The following is a 19,690-nucleotide window of genomic DNA, read 5'->3' on the forward strand; positions in this document are numbered from 1 at the left end:
CAGGCAAAAATTGTAGAACATTCGCCAACTTTCACAGGCCCACCTTCCCAATAAGCAAAGAATCTACATTGACGGACATCATCAAGGATGGAGGAGGAAAAACAATTCCCTTGAGAATGAATGGGTTCCACTCCTGCCAATTACTTTCTCGGATTTGATGCGGTATTTCACACTTAAAATCACTAAAATTGCATCCCAATTGAAAACAGCTGCGGATGTGGCGAAATTGGTAGACGCACTAGACTTAGGATCTAGCGCCGCGAGGCATGGGGGTTCGAGTCCCTCTATCCGCACAGCAACCTTCCGAGAAATCGGAAGGTTTTTTTATTCCTCTCTCCTCACAATTTTTCCACTATTCCTAGATCTGTCCTATTCTTGGATCAGAATCCTTATTTTGTGGGATCAATTTACCCTACCTACCTATACTTATGAAAAAATTCCTACTCCTGGTTTTCTTTGCCCCTACCCTACTTTTTGCGCAAGCCAAAGTCGATACCATAGAAGTCTATAGCAAGGCAATGAACAAAAGCCTCAAAGCTGCAGTCACCACGCCGTCGAGTTATGATAGAAACAAACAGTTTCCCACCCTCTATTTATTACATGGCGGCAGTGGAGCTTTTAGTGATTGGCATCAGAAAGTCACTGAGCCAGGGCTCGTCAATCGCCTGGCCGAACAGTACGACTTGATCATCGTCACACCTGGAGTAGGGCCTTCTAGCTACTACTTTGACAGCCCGCTGATGGATTCGGTGAAATATGAAACCTACATCACCTCAGAGCTGATCCCTCATATAGATAAAACTTACCGCACGCTGGCTCGCAAGGAATCAAGAGCTATCACCGGCCTATCGATGGGCGGTCATGGTGCGATAACACTTTCTGCCAAGCATCCGGAGCTTTTCGCAGCTGCCACGAGTATGAGCGGAGTGATGAACATAGATACCAGAACCTGGAACGTTGCGGGTGAATTAGCTTCTACGCGTCAAGCTCAGCAAAAAGCCATGCTTGGCGACGATCTAATCTATGACGCACCATTCAGCGCCTATACTGCTGTAGGTCTGGTGGACAAAATGAAATCCAATAAGCTTGCTTTGCTTATCGATTGTGGCGTTGATGATTTCTTGTTGGAAACAAACCGATTGATCCATCAATTACTCCTGGAGAATGGTACGCCGCACGATTATACCGAGCGGCCTGGCGCTCACACATGGAGCTATTGGACGGATGCGCTCCCCTTCCATTTGCTCTTCATAGATCAGCATCTCACTCGTTGAAATATAGTTTTATTAACTTCGCTCTATGTAAATTAGCTTAGAATTCTAAGCTAAAATTTGCTTTTTGCAGTTCATCCAATAGTAAATTATGTCTCAATTTGACTCAATCAGGCCTTTATACGACTCCGAAGCCAATGCTGCCATCCGCAAAATTGTAGATGACCCCATGATGGAAGCAATGATGGGATTTACGTTTCCAACTGATTCAAAGGAACATTGGAAAGATCTGATGGTTCACACTCATTCGCTGAGAGATTTTCAGATCAACTTCATTTATCCAGGAATTCAAAAGATTTTGGAGAAAAGCTCCGATGGATTGACCACGGGTGGTTTTGACCAATTAGAACCAAATACCGCTTACCTTTTTATATCCAATCATAGGGACATCATCTTGGACACTTCGTTGTTGAATGCTGTACTGTACGAAAATGGCCTCGTCCTCACGACTTCAGCTATCGGTGATAATTTGATTCAGAAACCCTTTTTGCATACCCTTTCTAGATTGAATCGAAACTTCGCTATCAAACGAGGATTGCAAGGTCGGGCCCTACTTGAAAGTTCTCAAATGGCCTCAGCCTATATCAAGAAGTCGCTCCTTTCCGAAAATAGGTCTGTCTGGACTGCACAGCGAGAGGGAAGAACAAAGGATGGCAATGACGCCACCCATCGGGGAGTGTTGAAAATGCTGACCCTTTCCGAAGAAGGTAATAATCCTTTTGGCTATTTCGAGAAAATCAAAGTAGTACCTATCTCCATTTCTTATGAGTATGACCCAACTGACGTATTGAAAATGCCAGAATGGCTAGCCAAATCTAGGGACGAAAAATACGTGAAAGGTGAACATGAGGATTTCGTCAATCTACTCAGAGGAATCATGGGAACTAAAAAACGCATTCACCTTCAGGCCAATGGAATCCTTAACCAAGAAATCAAGGAAATCTCAGCATTGGATCTTACTCAACCCGACAAACTAAGTAAACTCGCCGAAACCATAGATCACAAAATATGGGCAGGATATAAACTATGGCCTAGCAACTACATCGCTCATGATCTGCTCTACGGAGATGAGGAATATGTGAATTTCTACACAGCTGAGGAGAAAAATTCCTTCGAAACACGAATGAATGAAAAAGTGAATACCAGCAATGAATTCTTAATCAAAAGCTTTTTGGCCATGTACGCCAATCCGGTAAACAATCAAAAAAACGCGCTCAAGTCTTCTATTTCATGAAAAGCTTCATCTCCTGTGCCTTCGTTTTTCTTTTCATAGGCTATGCAGCAGCACAGGAAACCGTCCCCGTGGGACAAATCACCACCCCATACGGAGATATTCTGATCGCTCTGGATGACCGCACGCCTAACCACAAGGAAAGTTTTATAGAGTTGGCAAATGCTGGCTATTGGGATTCGCTGACTTTCAATCGAGTCATCCCAAATTTCGTAGCGCAAGGCGGATGTCCAGACACCGAAGAAGGCTTCAAAGATCCGGAATACTTGTTGGAGCCGGAATTTATCCCTGAATTAAAGCATGTCTATGGGGCTGTAGGAGCTGGTCGAGACGATAATCCCGGGAAATTATCTGCAAGGTGTCAGTTTTACATTGTCCAAAAGCCCGAGGGACTTCCTAGGCTGGATGGAGATTATACCATCTTTGGACAGGTGATCAAAGGCATGAGCGTGATCGAGCAAATCGTGCGAGTAAAAAGGGACAGTCTAGACGAACCGATTAAACAAATAACTATGAAAGTGGAAATAATTGAAATGAAAGCTTCTGATGTGACAGCCCTCGCTACAAGCCAACTTAATAAAAATTAAAAAGCTAAAAGACCTAAAATGAATACCCTAAAACCTATCAAAATCCTTGTAGTCGGTTGTGGAAATATGGGAATTTCCCATGCTACAGCATACCACAATTTCCCGGAATTTGAAATCTGCGGCCTCGTGTCCCGTGGAGATTCAAACCAAAAACTGAACGATAAACTCCAAGCTAACTACCCACTCTATGCAGATTTTGACGAAGCGTTAAGCAATTCAAAACCAGATGCCGTCTGCATTTCCACGTATCCCGACACCCACGAAGAATTTGCCGTGAAATCTCTGGAAGCAGGCTGTGATATATTCATAGAAAAGCCGCTGGCTGATACCATTCTTGGTTGTGAGCGGATTATTGCCAAAGCAAAAGAAACAGGCAAAAAAGTGGTCGTAGGCTATATTTTGAGGCATCATCCTTCTTGGATTCGATTTATAGAAGAGGCAGAAAAACTCGGCAAACCCCTCGTGATGCGCATGAACCTCAATCAGCAAAGCCAGGGCTATATGTGGGACGTCCACAGGAATCTCATGAAAAGCCTCAGTCCCATTGTGGATTGTGGCGTGCATTATATAGACGTGATGTGTCAGATGACGAGGTCAAAACCAGTCTCTGTTTCAGCGATTGGGGCGCGACTTACAGAGGATATTTCTGAAGACAATTACAATTATGGACAACTCCAGATTCGCTTTGAAGATGGATCTGTAGGTTGGTACGAGGCAGGCTGGGGACCGATGGTGAGCGAAACAGCTTTCTTTGTAAAGGATGTTTTTGGACCTAAAGGAGCCGTTTCCATCACCGCCAAAGACGCTGGAGCGAGTGGACAATCTGATAATGTAGATGCTCATACCAAGACCGAATCCATCCGGGTTCACCATGCAGAGATAGACGCACAAAATAAGTTTACCAGAACTGATGAGTGGATAGATCTGAAGGACGAGCCTGGACATCAAGAACTTTGTAATCGGGAACAAGCCTATTTTCTGAAAGCCATCCAGGAAAATATCAACCTAGATGATCATTTGGAAGATGCTGTGAACAGCTTGAAAATAGCTTTTGCCTGCGATGAATCAGTCAAGACCGGAAACACAGTTAAGCTATAATCCATTGAATTTATTTTGGGAATTTAGGCCATACACCCTATTTTTCATTTTGAAAACCTTATTAAATCGAATCAATTTGAACTAGAAAAAGGATTTTTTTGGCCTAAATCTCTGGAGTTTACCGATAGCTGAAAGAAAAACAAGCGAGCTTATTCCTCATGTTTTGGGATGCTGCTGAATGTCAACATAAAATCACATGAATAACAAAACAGTACTTATTACGGGTGGAGCTTCAGGAATAGGCCTGGCTATGGTTCAGCTTTTTGCTAGCAAGAAGACCAAGGTTTATTTCATAGATCTAAATCCAGAGGTAGGAGAAAAAGTAGCTCAAACCGAGCGTGACAAGGGTTTTGACGTGACTTTTCTATGTGGAAGTGTAGCGGATTTTGCCGAAACAGAAGCCTTGGTCAATTCTATCGAAGGGAAACTAGATACGCTGATCAATAACGCAGGAGTATCTCACATAGGAAAAGTAGAAAATACTTCCTTAGAAGATTTCGATCGAGTGTTCCAAGTGAATGTGAAAGGTATGTTCAACTGCACCAAAGCAGCACTTCCGAAGCTGAAGGAACAGGGTGGCGGATCCATCTTGAATATGGCTTCTGTCGCAGCGACGATCGGAATTCCGGATCGATTTGCCTACAGCATGACCAAGGGAGCTGCACTCTCAATGACGCTGAGCATTGCAAGAGATTATGTGGCAGAAGGTATTCGCTGCAATTGCCTTTCGCCGGGAAGAGTTCATACACCTTTTGTGGATGGCTTTTTGGCAAAAAACTATCCCGGGCAAGAAAAGGAAATGTTTGACAAACTAGCCGCAACTCAGCCCATAGGAAGAATGGCTAGTCCTTCGGAGATTGCAGAACTCGCGTATTTTGTGAGTTCAGATGCCGGCAGCTTCATCACCGGAACCAACATTCCAATTGACGGAGGATTCTTGGGTCTGAAAATGTAAGATATTGGGTGAGGGTTGCTGATGTCCGTTGTTGATTGTTTGAATTTTAATCGCAACGTAATGGAGAAATAGAGGAATGACATTAAAGCACCCCAATTCCTAATCTGTTCCAGACTCATAACTCTTGATTCTTGATACTAAAATCTAACTGTTTGATACTTAACACTAACTACTTGATACTTATATGAAACTAATACGATTTGGCGAAGCCGGTAAAGAACAACCAGGAATCCAAAATGCAGCAGGCAAATACCTGGACTGCTCAGGATTTCAAGAAGATTGGAATGAGGATTTTTTTGCCAATAATGGTTTGGCCAGACTTCAGGAATGGCTGGAAGCAAACGAGGAAAACCTCAACGAAATCCCTGAAGGCACAAGATTGGGTTCGCCCATCGCCAGACCTTCCAAGATCATCTGCATAGGCTTGAACTACCGCAAACATGCCCTGGAATCCGGCATGCCAGTGCCGGAGATTCCTATCATTTTCATGAAAGCAACCTCCTCACTATGCGGACCATTTGACAATATATTAATCCCAAAAAACTCAGTTAAAACTGACTGGGAAGTGGAATTAGCTGTAGTCATCGGCAAGCGGGCTAAATATGTAAGTCAGGAAGATGCGATGGACTACGTGGCGGGCTACTGCGTTCACAACGATGTCAGCGAGAGGGACTTCCAACTCCATCATGGTGGTCAGTGGGTGAAAGGCAAAAGTGCAGACAACTTCGCACCTCTTGGGCCGGTTTTGGTCACCAAAACTGAAATACAAGATCCACATAACCTGAGACTATGGCTGAAATTGAACGGCAAAATGCTTCAGGACAGCAACACTTCTGACCTTGTTTTTGACATTCCTTACCTAATAGCTCACTTGAGCCAATACATGACTTTATTGCCTGGGGACGTGATTTCTACCGGAACTCCAGCAGGTGTTGGGCTGGGCTTGACCCCTCCTACCTACCTCAAAGAAGGCGATGTGGTCGAGCTAGGTATCGAAGGACTTGGTGAAGCCAAGCAAACGGCAGTAAACGATCCCGAAGCATGAGACTGGATTCGCACCAGCACTTTTGGAAATACAATCCTGAAAAACATTCCTGGATCACCGACGAAATGAAGGTGATCCAGCGAAATTTTTTGCCCGATGACCTCATGCCTATTTTGAAAGAGCATGCTATCGATGGCTGTGTCGCTGTTCAGGCAGATGAAAGCATTCGAGAAACAGCCTTTCTCTGTGATCTAGCAGAAGAACACGAGCAAATCAAGGGCGTGGTGGGATGGGCAGATTTGGCATCAGATGACTTGGATAAGGATTTGGATCAGTTTGCTTCCCAAAAAAAACTCAAAGGCTATCGGGAGATCCTGCAATCCAAACCTGTGGAGTACATGCTTCGAAAAAATTTCATCCGAGGAATAGAGAAACTCGGAAAGCGAGGCTACACCTACGATATTTTAATTTTTCACAACCAACTGGAAGCCACCTATCATTTCATCAAAAAAGCTCCAGAACAGCCTTTTGTAATCGATCATATCGCAAAGCCTAATATCAAGTTGGGAATCTGGAGAGAATGGAAAAAAGAGATGGCACCTCTGGCAGAGCGGGATTACATTTTCTGCAAAGTGTCGGGAATGATCACCGAGGCAGATTGGAAAAATTGGAATGCTAAAGAGCTACAAGTTTATTTAGATGTGGTTCTAGAGCTATTCCGTCCGAAACGACTGATGTTTGGTAGCGATTGGCCGGTTTGTAAGATTGCTGGAGAATATGAACAAGTTTTAGAAGTCATGGAACGATTCACCGATAGGCTTTCCAAAGCCGAGAAAGAAGCAATCATGGGGAATACCGCGGCGGAGTTTTATGGGATTTGAAAGGTAGTCAACTCTCCACAGTCCTCAGACGACAGCTATTGAAGGACAAATTAAAATTTTAGAATATTCTTCTGTCTTCTGTTGTCAGTGGACCGTGGATCGTGGACAAATAAATAAACAATGAACCTCAACCTAACTAATAAAGTCATCCTAATTTCTGGCGGGGCCAAAGGAATTGGAGGAGCTATTTCCAGAGGACTGATCGCCGAAGGAGCGATTCCTGTGATAATAGATCCTTCTGAAAAAGAAGGTGCCGAAATTCTTGCTTTGGGCGAAGGTATGCAGATTCCTATTCGACTTTTTGAAGCTGCTGATGCAGGAAAAGCCATCCAATTAACCCTGGAGAAATATGGCAGAATAGACGGATTGGTTAATAATGCAGGAGCAAATGACAGCGTAGGATTGGAAAATGGTAGCCCTGAGGACTTTGAAAAGTCAGTTGCCAAAAATCTGAATCACTACTATCATTTGGCGCATTTTGCCTTACCCTATTTGAAAAAAGCCAAAGGAAGCATCGTCAATATCAGCAGCAAAACTGCCGTTACCGGACAAGGTGGTACCTCCGGCTATACCGCTGCCAAAGGTGCTCAGCTATCCCTCACCCGAGAATGGGCAGTGGAGCTTCTTCCCTACGAGATCACCGTCAATGCGATCATTCCAGCAGAGGTTTTTACTCCGCTTTATGAAAACTGGCTCAATACTTTTCCAAACCCAGCCGAAAAGCTAGCTGAGATCACTGCTAAAATTCCGCTTGGAAAACGCATGACTACTCCGGAGGAAATTGCCGCGATGGCTATTTTCTTATTTTCGGATCAAGCCCGACATATCACAGGACAACATCTCTTCGTAGATGGCGGCTACACCCATCTGGACCGAACTTTATAACCTCATGACCTAGTAACCCTAAACCCACACATGACCCAAAAACCTGCAATAGTCCCAAAGGAATTACTCCTTCCATTCATCCTGATTACTTCGCTTTTTGCCCTCTGGGGCTTCGCAAATGACATCACCAATCCCATGGTGGCAGCATTCAAACGAGTACTTGAACTAAATAACACCCAAGCATCCTGGGTGCAAATGGCCTTTTACGGAGGCTATTTTACCATGGCTTTGCCAGCCGCTTTTTTCATCAAAAAGTACTCGTATAAAACCGGAATTCTGCTGGGTTTAGGGCTATATGGCTTTGGAGCCTTGCTATTTTATCCGGCCGCTGCTTGGGAGAGTTACGGCTTTTTCTTGGCTTCACTTTACATTTTGACCTTTGGTTTGGCCTTTCTGGAGACTACAGCCAACCCATACATTCTATCTATGGGACCAGAAGCTACTGCCACCCAGCGATTGAATTTGGCGCAGGCATTCAATCCTATGGGAGCACTGGCAGGACTATTTGTAGCCAAGCAATTCATCTTGAATGCACTTCAATCGAATGCAACCGATAAGGATGGAAACCTTATTTTCTCATCACTCGATGAAGCTGCCAAGGCTGTGATTCGTAGCGCCGATTTGATGGTAATTCGAGATCCTTATGTGATCCTGGGCTTGGTGGTTATTGGGATATTGGTAGTGATCGTCCTGGTAAAAATGCCTGAAAACAAGGAAACCGGAAAAGTTGATTTTCAGGCGACTATGAAACGATTGCTTTCGAAAAGGAATTTCGTGGAAGGAACCCTGGCGCAGATGTTTTATGTAGGAGCTCAAATCATGGTGTGGACTTACATTTATCAATACGCGGAAGTTCTGGGTATTTCCAATGCCGATGCAGTGGATTTTGGATACGCCGCTTTGGTGGTATTCTTGGTGGGAAGGTGGATATGTACTTACTTATTCAAGTTTTTTGCGCCGGCCAAATTATTGGCAATTTTCTCGGTTTTAGCGATTGTTTTTACCGCAGGAGCTATATTTCTTCCAGGCATGCTGGGACTTTATTCTCTGGTAGCGATTTCCTTTGCTATGTCGCTTATGTTCCCTACGATTTACGGAATCGCTTTAGAAGGTCTCGGAGACGATTCCAAATTTGCTGCAGCCTACCTCGTGATGGCTATAGTAGGCGGAGCGATTATGCCGACTCTGCAGGGAATGATCATGGATATAGGAGGAGCTGGATATGATGACACGCTAATTTTGGGAGTTCCTGAGGTGAATTTTTCCTTTATACTTCCGCTGATCTGTTTTGTGATGGTGTTGTTGTTTAGCGTGAGAGTTAAGAAAGTAGAGAAGTTGGAAGGTTAAAAGTGAAAAGTTATTCTAATTGGAAGATTTGAAAATTGGAAGATTGAAAGATTACGTCAATGGAAAAGTCCATTTTGGGGTAAGTCTTCAGACTAGTGTCTTTTAAAATGGAGTATTCAGATTGCTCTTTCGTCAAATGACGCGACTTGATGTCTGTAGACTTGATTGATAGTAGTCCAGTCAGGAGACCTGGACTATTTCAAGGTTAAGTCAATGAAAGAAAAATAAATGACAGATAACTAATCGAGGTCTTTGGACCATGGACTATCGACCACAAACTAAAAAACCTATGCAAACTCAATCCTTTGTACTCATCTGTGATCTCAAGGATACAGAAGAAGCGAAACTGGGCTATGATGAATGTCACAAAGCGGTAGCACCAGAGATTATTGCCAGTATTCGAGATGCTGGAGTGCTACAAATGACAATTTATCGCTGGGAAAATAGACTTGCGATGATCATGGTCACCGATGAGGCTTTCTCTTTTGAGGAAAAAGCAAAGATGGACTTATCCAACCCTGCGGTACAGGAATGGGAGGCATTTCTAAGTCAGTACCAAACCAATCTACCGGGAACCCCACCGCATTGGAGATGGGCTTTGACCGAAAAAGTATTTGATTTTCAAACTTAAATAAACCCTATGAAAAAGTCACTTTTAGTATTCAGTCTAATCATGAGTAGCATGATCGTAGAGGCTCAAGAAGTTGTCCTCAATCTTTGGGAGGGAACTCCACCCCTTCAGACCGACATGGGTTTGGAGGAAAAAACTGTGGAGCAGGGAATCATCCGAATAGAAAATGTACAAATCCCTCAAATCGAAGTTTTCCTGCCTAGCAAGCAGATGCGAACAGGCCAGGCTGTAGTTATTTTTCCCGGAGGAGGCTATCATATTTTGGCGTATGACTGGGAAGGAAGAGACTTTGCTAAGTGGCTAAATACGCAGGGAATAGTGGGAATAGTAGTGAAGTACCGACTTCCAGATTCCAAATCTCTTACCGATCCCAAAGAAGTTCCCCTACTCGATGCACAACGCGCCATAAGATTGGCCAGACATTATGCAGCAGATTGGCAAATTGACCCTGCTAAAATCGGTGTGATGGGTTTCTCCGCTGGTGGACATTTAGCTTCTACAGTCAGCACCCAATATACACATGAAGTTGATCGCTCGAAAGACGCAATTGACGAGCTGTCTGCACGTCCTGACTTCTCCGTTTTAGTTTATCCGGTGATATCCTTTAGAGATGCAAGTGCACACTCCGGCTCAAGAAAAAATCTAATTGGTGAAAATGCAAGCCAAGAACTCATCGATCGCTTTTCGAATGAACTGAATGTCAATGCCGAAACCCCTCCTACCTTCTTGGTTCATGCACAGGATGATGCTGGTGTTCCTATAGATAACAGTTTTCTTTACTACAAAGCCTTGCATGCCAACAAGGTACCAGCATCCCTTCACATCTACCCTAAAGGAGGTCATGGGTTTGGATTTGGTCTTGGAAAAGGCCCCGTAGATGGCTGGAGAGATGTATTATTAGATTGGATGATGAATTTGGATTGAAGTTGTTGTGAAATTGAAAGGTTGTAAAGTTGTAAAGTCTCAGAGTTCAGTGGCAGCATTTATTCGCAGTTTGTCAGTCTTCAGTCAGCATGTTCACTCCCAGCTTTCAGTATTCAGTCTTTGCCTCCGCTAGTAGCTCACGAATGGGTAATAAAAAGTCCAGCTTCTCGAGAAGCAGAACAGTGAGCGGGTAATGAAGTCTAAAAGATGAAGTGAGAAAGATGAGATAATCATGATGGTTATCCTAAGTATAACTACCTGTAGAAAGAATCGACACCGCTCAGTTTGACACACCAAGCTTAGCACTTTAAAACCTCACCACCTTTCCACTTTCCTACTCCAAAATCTTCCAATATTTCAATTTTAAAATTTTTAATCTTTAGAACAATGATCAAAGTAATAGCCTTCGACGCGGACGATACACTCTGGGTGAATGAACCCTTTTTTCGCGAAGCGGAGGAGAAATTTGCCAGTTTGATGGAGGACTTTATGCCTAGGCATAGCAGTATCAAGGAACTCTACCTGACTGAAATAGAAAACCTTGGATTGTACGGCTATGGAATCAAGGGGTTTATGCTTTCGATGATCCAGACTGCCTTGAAGATTTCAGATCATAAAATCAACGCAAAAGCGATTGACATGCTATTAACAATCGGTTATGACATGATGCAGAAGCCAGTGGAACTATTGCCGGGAGTCGAAGAAGTTTTGGAAGAGTTAAAGCAGGAATATAGACTGGTAATGGCAACCAAAGGAGATTTGGTTGATCAGGAGAAAAAGCTAAAGAAGTCAGGATTGGATCACTATTTCCACCACATTGAAATAATGAGCGATAAGAAAGAGGCCGATTTTGCAAAACTCATCCGCCATCTAGACATATCACCTGAAGAATTCCTGATGCTGGGAAATAGTCTAAAGTCAGATGTATTGCCGGTTTTGGCCCTTGGAGGACACGCTATCCACATTCCTTTTCACATCACCTGGGAACATGAGACCGTAGCGGACGAAGTGGTACACGCTAATTTCAATAAGACTGACAACATCTCCAAAGTCGTGGAAATGATCAGAGGAATGTGAGTTTGACATCTTCACGTTTGTGAGGGCGAATGATTATTCTCCCCAATAAGTTAAGCTACTGCTTCATATCCCCAAAAGATAGCCTCACGCATGCTTCGATCGCAATGACGACACCCCTTTATATCCTCGACTGATAGGTGTATAGCTGATAATATCGTCCTTCCAACGCAATCAGTTCATCATGCTTGCCTCGCTCTACAATATGGCCTTTTTCCACCACCAAAATCTGATCCGCCTGACGAATCGTGCTCAATCGGTGCGCAATCACAAAGGTCGTCCTGCCCTTCATCAGCTCCTTCAAACTCGCCTGAATCAATGTTTCAGATTCCGTATCCAGATTAGAAGTTGCCTCATCTAAGATTAAAATTCTAGGATCTGCCAAAATCGCCCGTGCAATCGCAATACGCTGCCTTTGTCCACCAGAAAGCTTGACTCCTCTCTCCCCTATCAAGGTATCCAAGCCATCCTCAAAGCGATCGGTAAACTCCTGCACGTGTGCTGCGACCACCGCATTTTGTAAGTCTTCGGCGCTGGCATTAGGCCTGGGGAAAAGAATATTTTCTCTGATAGTACCCTCAAACAGGAAGTCATCCTGCAGCACCACTCCCAATCTAGATCGAAAAGACTCTAGGGTGACTAGTTGCAAATCATTTCCATCCAAGGTTATTTTCCCTGAATCAGGATTCAAAAATGTAGCTGCAAGACCTGCAATAGTTGTTTTTCCAGAACCGGAAGTACCGACAAGCGCCGTCACCGAACCCGCAGGAGCATGAAAGCTCACTTCCTTGATCACATCCTTGTTCTCTTCGTAGGCGAAGGAAACCTTGTCAAACTTGATATCACCGCGAAACTCCTTTAGCGACAGATTTCGGGTTCGATCATCTGCCTCCAGCGGTGTATTCATGATTTCCTCTGTACGATCCAAGCCTGCAAAAGCCTCTGTTAACTGAGAACCAATGTTAGACATCTGCACAATTGGTGCGATCATAAATCCTAAATAAAGCGTAAAAGCAAGGAAATCACCAAAGGTCATATCCCCTTGCATAATCATGTAACCTCCCATCCCCATAATCCCAGCCGAAGCCAAGCCTAAGAGTAACGCTCCCGCTGAAGTCACAAAACTGGTCGCGGTCAAGCTCGCTTTCACATTCTGGAAAAGCTCATCCACGCCTTTGGCGAAGGTAGTAATCTCTTGTTGCTCGGCATTGAAGCCTTTGATCACTCGAATTCCTCCAAGTGTTTCGGTCAGTCTTCCGGTGACTTGCGCATTGATTTTGCCGCGTTCGCGGAAAATAGGACGGATTCTCCCAAAAGCTTTCAGAGAAACAAGCCCAAAAATCACGACCGGAAGAAGTACGTAAAGCGTCATCAAAGGACTGATGCTGATCAAGAGGAAAAGTGAAATCACAGCTGTCAAAATCCCGCCAATCATCTGAGCAAACCCAGTTCCTACCAAGTTCCGAACTCCCTCCACATCGGTCATTATTCTGGAAACGAGCTCTCCAGTTTTCGCATTGTCAAAAAATCGAATCGGAAGCTTGATGATATGTGCCTGAACCTGAGATCTTAGCTTGGAAATCAGATTTTGAGCTTCAACGCTCAATATTTGCGTGAGCGCATAAGAAGTGGTAGCCTGCACGACTATGGCCAGGACTACTCCTCCAATCAACCATTTGAGCATGGTCAAATCGTTAGAGGGAATGACTTCATCTATCAGGATTTTGCTGGCTCCTGGCAGTACTAAGCTGGCCAGTCTAGAGATGATGATCAGGAATAAACCTAAAAATAATTGCTTTCTACGGGGCCAAATAATGGTCTTAAAGACCTGCCCCATGGTGACTTTGCGCTCTGCTGTTCTGGCCATGAAATAGTGTGTTTGGACTGAACAACCTCAAATAATATATCACAGTTCCAAATGATGCCAACTTGGGCAGACAATCAATTCAGAAAACTTGCTGCTTCATCTTGCTTACTCTGTTTTCTCACTCAGATACTTCCAATATCTTTTGGGGACATGCCGAATATGGAGTTTCATGTTTTTCCTGGAAGGAATAGATGTGCTTTTAAAATAGTCTTGCCACAAGGTCTGAAAATCCAGTTCCTCATCTGCGAAAAACTCAGCTGACGTTTGGGTTGCATTAAAATTTTCTGGCAACTCAAGTTGAATAATATCTACTTTCTCCAAATCATAATAAATTCCGTAATGCCGCTTTAGATCGTAAATCATCCACTTTTGATCAGCATATCTCTTTTCAAAATGCTTGGAAATAAGCGGAACCACATTGAAATCTGGAGAAATAGTGGCAAAGTAAAGCGCATCCTTGGTCAATCTGAATCGTACAAAAGCTTCCATTCGGTGTTTTTCCCTTCCCACGCTTTTGGCAATCTGAGTCACTTTCAACACATCTGCATTGCCGAAATCCGAATCTATTGGAATTTGACTCCTAAACGCATATTGAATATAGCGCAACAATAGATTTTCTATAGCTGGACCTTCACTTAGAAAAGCATAATAAATGCGGGTTTTGCCAGAAGCTGAAGTATTCTTGGAAATGCCTTTCCACACACGATCCGCTTTTACAGGATCAGTGAAGACTTCTTGCATTTTTCCAAATAAAGTCTCTTGCGCATCATCCTTTCTGTGAATAGAAACCTGATTCAGCTTAAACTCATACACTTCAAAAACACAGGTCAGAAAACCATCAAAACTACCATCATAAACTAGTATCGTTTCCTGTTGAGATATCATTTACACAAACAAATTCATTTGTGGACTTAGAATTTTCTGATACTTGCTACTGGAGTTTTGAAGAATAAGTGATTTGAGCTGAGGTCCTGTCAAATCCCGTCGTTCAAAGTCATTGGACGCACACACCAGAAAATACTTGGCCCTATTCAGTGCTACCCCCATCTTCTGAAGGTGATCCCAGTTCAACTTACGAAAACGTCTCGCCTGAATGATTTTATTAACTGATTTCATGCCCAATCCTGGAATTCTAGCCAGCATATCTTTGTCCGATTTATTGACATCTACCGGGAAAAAAGCCAGATTTCTCAGTGCCCAACCCAACTTCGGATCTACATCCAAGTCGAGATTTGGATGCTCGTTGTTTAAAATCTCGTGAACCTCAAAACCATAAAAGCGCATCAGCCAATCGGTCTGATATAACCTATTCTCCCGAAGCATAGGTACCGCAGTCCCAAGTTGCGGGAGGCGGTTATCATTACTGATGGGAATATATCCAGAGTAGTAAACCCGTTTTAAATCAAACTTTTTGTAAAAATAATCCGAGGTCCACATGATCTGCTGATCACTTTCCCCACTGGCACCGATGATCATTTGTGTACTTTGCCCCGCAGGAGCAAACTTGGGAGTGCTCTTAATAAGCTTCTTTTCTGAATTGTACTGGATGATTTCATTCTTCACCTTAATCATCGGTTTAATGAAGTCTTCCCGCTTTTTCTCAGGAGCCAATAATTTCAGTCCCTCTTTGGTAGGAATCTCAATATTTACGCTCAATCGATCGGCATACAGCCCGGCTTCTTTCATCAATTCATCCGAAGCTCCAGGGATAGATTTGAGATGGATGTATCCATTGAAATTCTCTTCCAGTCTCAGCTTTTTGGCAACCGCCACCAATCGCTCCATGGTGTAATCTGCACTTTTAAAAATCCCAGAACTCAAAAACAGACCCTCAATATAGTTTCTACGATAAAAATTTATAGTCAAATCTACTACCTCCTGCACCTGAAAAGCAGCACGTTTTATGTCATTGCTTTTTCTGGTAACGCAGTAGGCACAATCGAAAATGCAATAATTCGTCAAGAGGATTTTCAATAAAGATACACAGCGCCCATCCTCAGTATAGGAGTGACAGATACCCATCCCAGTCGCATCGCCAAGTCCTTTGGTAGTATTACTTCGATTACTTCCACTGGACGAGCAGGAGACGTCATATTTGGCAGCGTCTGCGAGTATTTTTAATTTTTCTTGGGTGCGCTCAAAGGACATATCAGACTTTTATCTTGATCGGAACGGTGGTTAGATTTTATATGGGATATTCACTAGTTGATTCTCAGGGAATACTACTCCATTGGGTGATTAAGCGGGTAATTTGCTCCGAGCACTACGTTCAAAGATTATCTTCTTTGTAACTGAAATATAATTTCCGTACAGGAAAAAGCTTGCCTGGTTGTTCTATTCATCTCCTGAATCATGAGCAAGTGTCTCCTATACTAGCGATTAACGAAAACGAATTCATAGCTATTTTGTTTATATGACTTTTTGTAATGATGTCAGTAGTTTAAGTCCCCTTGCTCAACCGAACTGAAGCCCGGTGACCGATTTGACCTCAATCCTATTATACTGTTGGCTCTATGCTGGCACCGAAGCGGATGTACTTGTTTTATGGTAAAATTAGGTCTTTTGTAAATACCGGAAGTGTAGCACTATATTACTATGACAGTGCCTGTCAGACTTCAGGAAGGAAGTTTTTGCGACAGGCAGGGTTTCGTGCTCCGCAGATAGTTTAGTGGCAGCCGAAAGTAATGTCCCCCGCATCAATAGTTGTGGTGAAAATCTCCCACCACGCAAAGCCGCAAACCGTTATGCGTCAGCCTAGAAAGCCAAACAATAAAAGTGTTTCTGCTTTTGGAAACTTCATTTCTTTGTAATGTCAAAAAAGATAGTGTAGAATGAGATTTTTTTGAGACGGAATTTTTAGATGAAGCAGACGAATTCACTTCGCATCTCGACCCAAAAACTGTAAAGTAAGTCTTACACACTATTGACTTTGCTGTACAAACAAATAACCAAAACATTTTAAGAAGCTTCAAAATTAAACTTGAGGGTTTCGGACAAAGTCTAGATCAGATAAGGGCTTTTCGCACACACTAAGTTTAGTCAGTTTGACACAAAAAAATAAAAATGAAGAATTACGAAAAGAAATAAAATAGCTAGAAATAAGTCTTTACTAGTATTTTTACCTACTCTTTAAACTGAAGCACGAGCATGATCCTTCGGCTCAACTCCAATTAAAAAGCCTCTTGAAAATCAATTCAAGAGGCTTTTTAAGTTTTAATTTTGAGAAGTTTACTTCGTCTTCGGAAGCACATTGGATATCAACGATACTTTTTCGATGGGCTCCGTAGCATTCGAATAGATTCTTACTACTGAGTTCTGCTTGCCCATCTTACCGGCGGAGTTGAAAGAAACCTTGATCTCTGATGATTTTCCGGGTGCGATGGGCTCTTTAGGCCAGCTTGGCACAGTACATCCACAGGTAGCAGCTACGTTAGAAATGATCAGCGGCGCAGACCCTGAGTTGGTGAGTTGAAAGGTATGCTCTACTTTATCTCCTTGGGTGATATCACCGAAATCAATTGATTTTTCTTTGAAAGTGATGGCTGCACCACTTTGTTCTTGCGCATTGGCATTAAATGCAACTACCAAAGCAAATACGGTCAATAAAATTCCTAATTTTTTCATCTGTTTATAAGTTAATTTTCAAAGGTCATCTGCACTCTCGCATGTTAAATTTCAAAACCATCACGTGACGATTTCTTCCTATCTTTCTGCAAGAAGTAGGCTCGATTTCACCACTAATTCTATTTGGTTTTCAAATATTCAATTTTTTGTCACAACTTCAAAATAACGCAAAACTAAGCCAGAAGATGCCTTTTTTCGAAATTATAGGGAAAATACCTTGCCAAAAGTGATTTTCTGCCCATTAAAAACCAGTAATCCTAGAGGCCACTGCTATCCCATTTCACCTTTTTTGATTCTCAACTTCCTACCTCCTACCTCCATCAAAATTCCGAATCCTCCACCCCTTTTGGCTTCACAAAGAACGTAGGCGCAAAATTCACCAGGTATAATTCTTCGGTCGCTCGGGTCATGGCGGTGTAAAGCCATCGCGTAAAGTCCTTGTTGATCTGCTCTTCCGGCAAATAACCCTGATCCACAAAAACGGCCTTCCACTGCCCACCTTGCGCTTTGTGACAGGTAAGTGCATAGGCAAACTTGATTTGCAAAGCATTTAAAAAGGGATCTTTCCTGATCAATTCCATGCGCTCCACTTTGCTAGCTACATCTGCATAATCCTCAGAAACCTGCTGATACAAGCTTCGGTATTGATCCCGCGTTAGCGAAGGACTAGAGGAATACAGAGTATCCAAGATCACTTTTGCTTCAAAGTGTGGCTCATCCGGATAATCCAACAACCTAAGCTCAAGCGTAGCAAATCTAAACCCATAGAATTCTTCGAATGAGCGAATCTTCATTACCTCAGCCATATCGCCATTAGCCAGGAAATTCACCTTATCCGACTCAGCCATGTAGGTATAATTATTCTTCACGATCATCAGCAAATCACCGGAGCTGATTTCATCGTCAAAGAAATGGATAGTACGCCTGATGTAAAGATTGTACTGCACGGCAGCCTTATTGGATCGGGTAATGATCGTGGTATTCTCCGTATCAAATTTATCATAGGCATACCTCAAACCATCTTCCAGTCGCTCTCCGGTCATTTTGAACATGTCTTTAAACTGGCTGGTGCTAATCTCAATCTCCTGCTTCTCCCGCTGCAACTGATCCCGCAGATTGGTCGCATTGAAGAGGATTCCAGATTCTAAGCGCTGACGCATGACCTCAGTCAGCTCTATGAAGTCAGCGTTCAGCCTAAAATGCCTTAGCAAATAATCAACTTCCAGCGCCGGACTGAATTCAGAACCTACAGGGGGAAGCTGCGCGGTATCACCTACCAGAATGAGCCGGTTGTTTTGCCCATGGAAAACAAAGCTGATCAGATCCCCAAGTAAATTGCCAGACATCCCACCATCGTCAGCCAGCATTGAGGATTCATCTATGATAAAAACGGTGTCTTTGTAATAATTCTTTTGCAGGATAAATCCCCCACCCAAACTGCCATCTTCCGCCTTGGGTTTGTAGATTATTTTGTGAATCGTATAGGCGGCTCTACCGGAGTAATTACTCATTACTTTGGCCGCACGCCCGGTAGGTGCCAGCAAAAGTGAGCGCATGGATAGCTTGGGCAGCACTTTCACTACTGCCGAGATCACGGAAGTTTTTCCCGTCCCAGCATAGCCTCGTAGCACGAAAGTTGGCTTTTTCTCTGGCTCCACAAGCAGAAAGTAATCCATCTTAGAGAAAAAAGCCGCCTGTCCAGAAGTGGGCTCAAAAGGAAAATATTTACGTAGCAGGGCTGATGGCCTTTGCTTAGGCTCATTATCTTTACTCATCAAACGAATGTAAATGTCAAACGACAGAATCAGCAAGGAAATCGAATCAAAGTTTGGAAATCATCTCCGAACACGAGTGAATGGCGTTTTAATCGAGGAAGGAAAAATTCTGATGGTCAAACATTTGATGGGAAACAACAAAGTTTTGTGGTCTGTGCCAGGTGGAGGAATGCATTATGGGCAGAATGCAGAAGCAAATTTAAAACGTGAGTTTTTTGAGGAAACAGGCCTAACTATAGCTGTAAAAGCCTATCTTTTCGCCCACGAATACCTTGCAGAGCCACTTCACGCAATGGAACATTTCTTTAGCGTGGAAAAAATCGGAGGCAACTTGATCTTAGGTACGGATCCTGAACTCAGCAATGATTTCCAGATTCTCGAGGAAATCAGGTGGATGAGTATAAATGAAATCCGGTCATTGCCTAATGAAGCCCTTCATCAAATCTTTTGGGGAATTAATTCCCTCGAGGACTTAGTATTGTTGCGAGGATATTTTAATTTTGAAAATAATTCTCTAAAATAGCACGATTTATAACCTTCAACCTTACCCAGATT

The 19,690-nt window shown here is 43.1% G+C and carries 18 protein-coding genes and 1 tRNA gene; 14 read left to right on the forward strand and 5 right to left on the reverse strand.

Features of this window, described 5'->3' with window-relative positions; translation table 11 throughout:
- The first annotated feature begins 211 nt into the window (after positions 1 to 211).
- From ABJH64_RS11615 to ABJH64_RS11675, 13 genes are all read left to right on the forward strand, one after another.
- Positions 212 to 293 (forward strand) — tRNA-Leu (locus ABJH64_RS11615).
- Positions 294 to 428: 135 nt separating this feature from the next.
- The gene (locus ABJH64_RS11620) at positions 429 to 1,274 is read left to right on the forward strand and encodes an alpha/beta hydrolase family protein (protein ID WP_348276612.1); all 846 of its coding nucleotides are present in this window, start codon (positions 429 to 431) and stop codon (positions 1,272 to 1,274) included.
- Positions 1,275 to 1,362: 88 nt separating this feature from the next.
- Positions 1,363 to 2,505 (forward strand): 1-acyl-sn-glycerol-3-phosphate acyltransferase, encoded by a 1,143-nt coding sequence (locus tag ABJH64_RS11625; protein ID WP_348276611.1) that lies wholly within the window; start codon positions 1,363 to 1,365, stop codon positions 2,503 to 2,505.
- Positions 2,502 to 3,089, forward strand: coding sequence for a peptidylprolyl isomerase (locus ABJH64_RS11630; protein WP_348276610.1), 588 nt, complete (start codon positions 2,502 to 2,504; stop codon positions 3,087 to 3,089). Before ABJH64_RS11625 ends, ABJH64_RS11630 begins: the two co-directional genes overlap by 4 nt.
- 18 nt (positions 3,090 to 3,107) lie before the next feature.
- On the forward strand, positions 3,108 to 4,187 hold the full coding sequence (locus tag ABJH64_RS11635; protein WP_348276609.1) for a Gfo/Idh/MocA family oxidoreductase: 1,080 nt from the start codon (positions 3,108 to 3,110) through the stop codon (positions 4,185 to 4,187).
- 196 nt (positions 4,188 to 4,383) lie between these two features.
- The gene (locus ABJH64_RS11640) at positions 4,384 to 5,142 is read left to right on the forward strand and encodes an SDR family oxidoreductase (protein WP_348276608.1); all 759 of its coding nucleotides are present in this window, start codon (positions 4,384 to 4,386) and stop codon (positions 5,140 to 5,142) included.
- A 184-nt stretch (positions 5,143 to 5,326) separates the two neighbouring features.
- Complete coding sequence (locus ABJH64_RS11645; protein WP_348276607.1) at positions 5,327 to 6,187, forward strand: fumarylacetoacetate hydrolase family protein; 861 nt, start codon at positions 5,327 to 5,329, stop codon at positions 6,185 to 6,187.
- The gene (locus tag ABJH64_RS11650; protein ID WP_348276606.1) at positions 6,184 to 7,008 is read left to right on the forward strand and encodes an amidohydrolase family protein; all 825 of its coding nucleotides are present in this window, start codon (positions 6,184 to 6,186) and stop codon (positions 7,006 to 7,008) included. The genes ABJH64_RS11645 and ABJH64_RS11650 overlap by 4 nt, the downstream gene beginning before the upstream one ends.
- Positions 7,009 to 7,128: 120 nt before the next feature.
- Positions 7,129 to 7,893, forward strand: a complete 765-nt coding sequence (locus ABJH64_RS11655) for an SDR family oxidoreductase (RefSeq protein ID WP_348276605.1) — start codon at positions 7,129 to 7,131, stop codon at positions 7,891 to 7,893.
- 30 nt (positions 7,894 to 7,923) lie between these two features.
- A complete protein-coding gene (gene fucP, locus ABJH64_RS11660) occupies positions 7,924 to 9,240 on the forward strand; it encodes an L-fucose:H+ symporter permease (RefSeq protein WP_348276604.1) in 1,317 nt (438 codons plus the stop codon).
- A gap of 289 nt (positions 9,241 to 9,529) precedes the next feature.
- The gene (locus ABJH64_RS11665; RefSeq protein WP_348276603.1) at positions 9,530 to 9,871 is read left to right on the forward strand and encodes an L-rhamnose mutarotase; all 342 of its coding nucleotides are present in this window, start codon (positions 9,530 to 9,532) and stop codon (positions 9,869 to 9,871) included.
- A 9-nt stretch (positions 9,872 to 9,880) separates the two neighbouring features.
- Entirely contained in the window at positions 9,881 to 10,795 is a 915-nt protein-coding gene (locus ABJH64_RS11670; RefSeq protein ID WP_348276602.1) for an alpha/beta hydrolase, read from the forward strand.
- A gap of 387 nt (positions 10,796 to 11,182) precedes the next feature.
- Positions 11,183 to 11,872: an HAD family hydrolase gene (locus ABJH64_RS11675; protein WP_348276601.1), complete on the forward strand. Its 690-nt coding sequence runs from the start codon at positions 11,183 to 11,185 to the stop codon at positions 11,870 to 11,872.
- A gap of 118 nt (positions 11,873 to 11,990) precedes the next feature.
- Here the strand turns inward: ABJH64_RS11675 and ABJH64_RS11680 are convergent, their stop codons facing one another.
- The 5 genes from ABJH64_RS11680 to ABJH64_RS11700 all read right to left on the reverse strand — a co-directional run bounded on the left by ABJH64_RS11680 (position 11,991) and on the right by ABJH64_RS11700 (position 19,135).
- Positions 11,991 to 13,736 (reverse strand): ABC transporter ATP-binding protein, encoded by a 1,746-nt coding sequence (locus ABJH64_RS11680; protein WP_348276600.1) that lies wholly within the window; start codon positions 13,734 to 13,736, stop codon positions 11,991 to 11,993.
- A gap of 105 nt (positions 13,737 to 13,841) precedes the next feature.
- Positions 13,842 to 14,621 (reverse strand): TIGR03915 family putative DNA repair protein, encoded by a 780-nt coding sequence (locus tag ABJH64_RS11685; RefSeq protein ID WP_348276599.1) that lies wholly within the window; start codon positions 14,619 to 14,621, stop codon positions 13,842 to 13,844.
- On the reverse strand, positions 14,622 to 15,884 hold the full coding sequence (locus tag ABJH64_RS11690; RefSeq protein WP_348276598.1) for a putative DNA modification/repair radical SAM protein: 1,263 nt from the start codon (positions 15,882 to 15,884) through the stop codon (positions 14,622 to 14,624).
- Positions 15,885 to 16,964: 1,080 nt separating this feature from the next.
- Positions 16,965 to 17,360, reverse strand: a complete 396-nt coding sequence (locus tag ABJH64_RS11695; RefSeq protein WP_348276597.1) for a DUF1573 domain-containing protein — start codon at positions 17,358 to 17,360, stop codon at positions 16,965 to 16,967.
- 320 nt (positions 17,361 to 17,680) lie between these two features.
- Complete coding sequence (locus ABJH64_RS11700) at positions 17,681 to 19,135, reverse strand: AAA family ATPase (RefSeq protein ID WP_348276596.1); 1,455 nt, start codon at positions 19,133 to 19,135, stop codon at positions 17,681 to 17,683.
- 13 nt (positions 19,136 to 19,148) lie between these two features.
- On the opposite strand from ABJH64_RS11700, the gene ABJH64_RS11705 reads away from it, so the two are divergent.
- Complete coding sequence (locus ABJH64_RS11705; protein ID WP_348276595.1) at positions 19,149 to 19,658, forward strand: NUDIX hydrolase; 510 nt, start codon at positions 19,149 to 19,151, stop codon at positions 19,656 to 19,658.
- Positions 19,659 to 19,690 lie beyond the last annotated feature (32 nt).

The sequence above is a fragment of the Algoriphagus sp. genome, assembly GCF_039969895.1.
Lineage (GTDB): Bacteria > Bacteroidota > Bacteroidia > Cytophagales > Cyclobacteriaceae > Algoriphagus.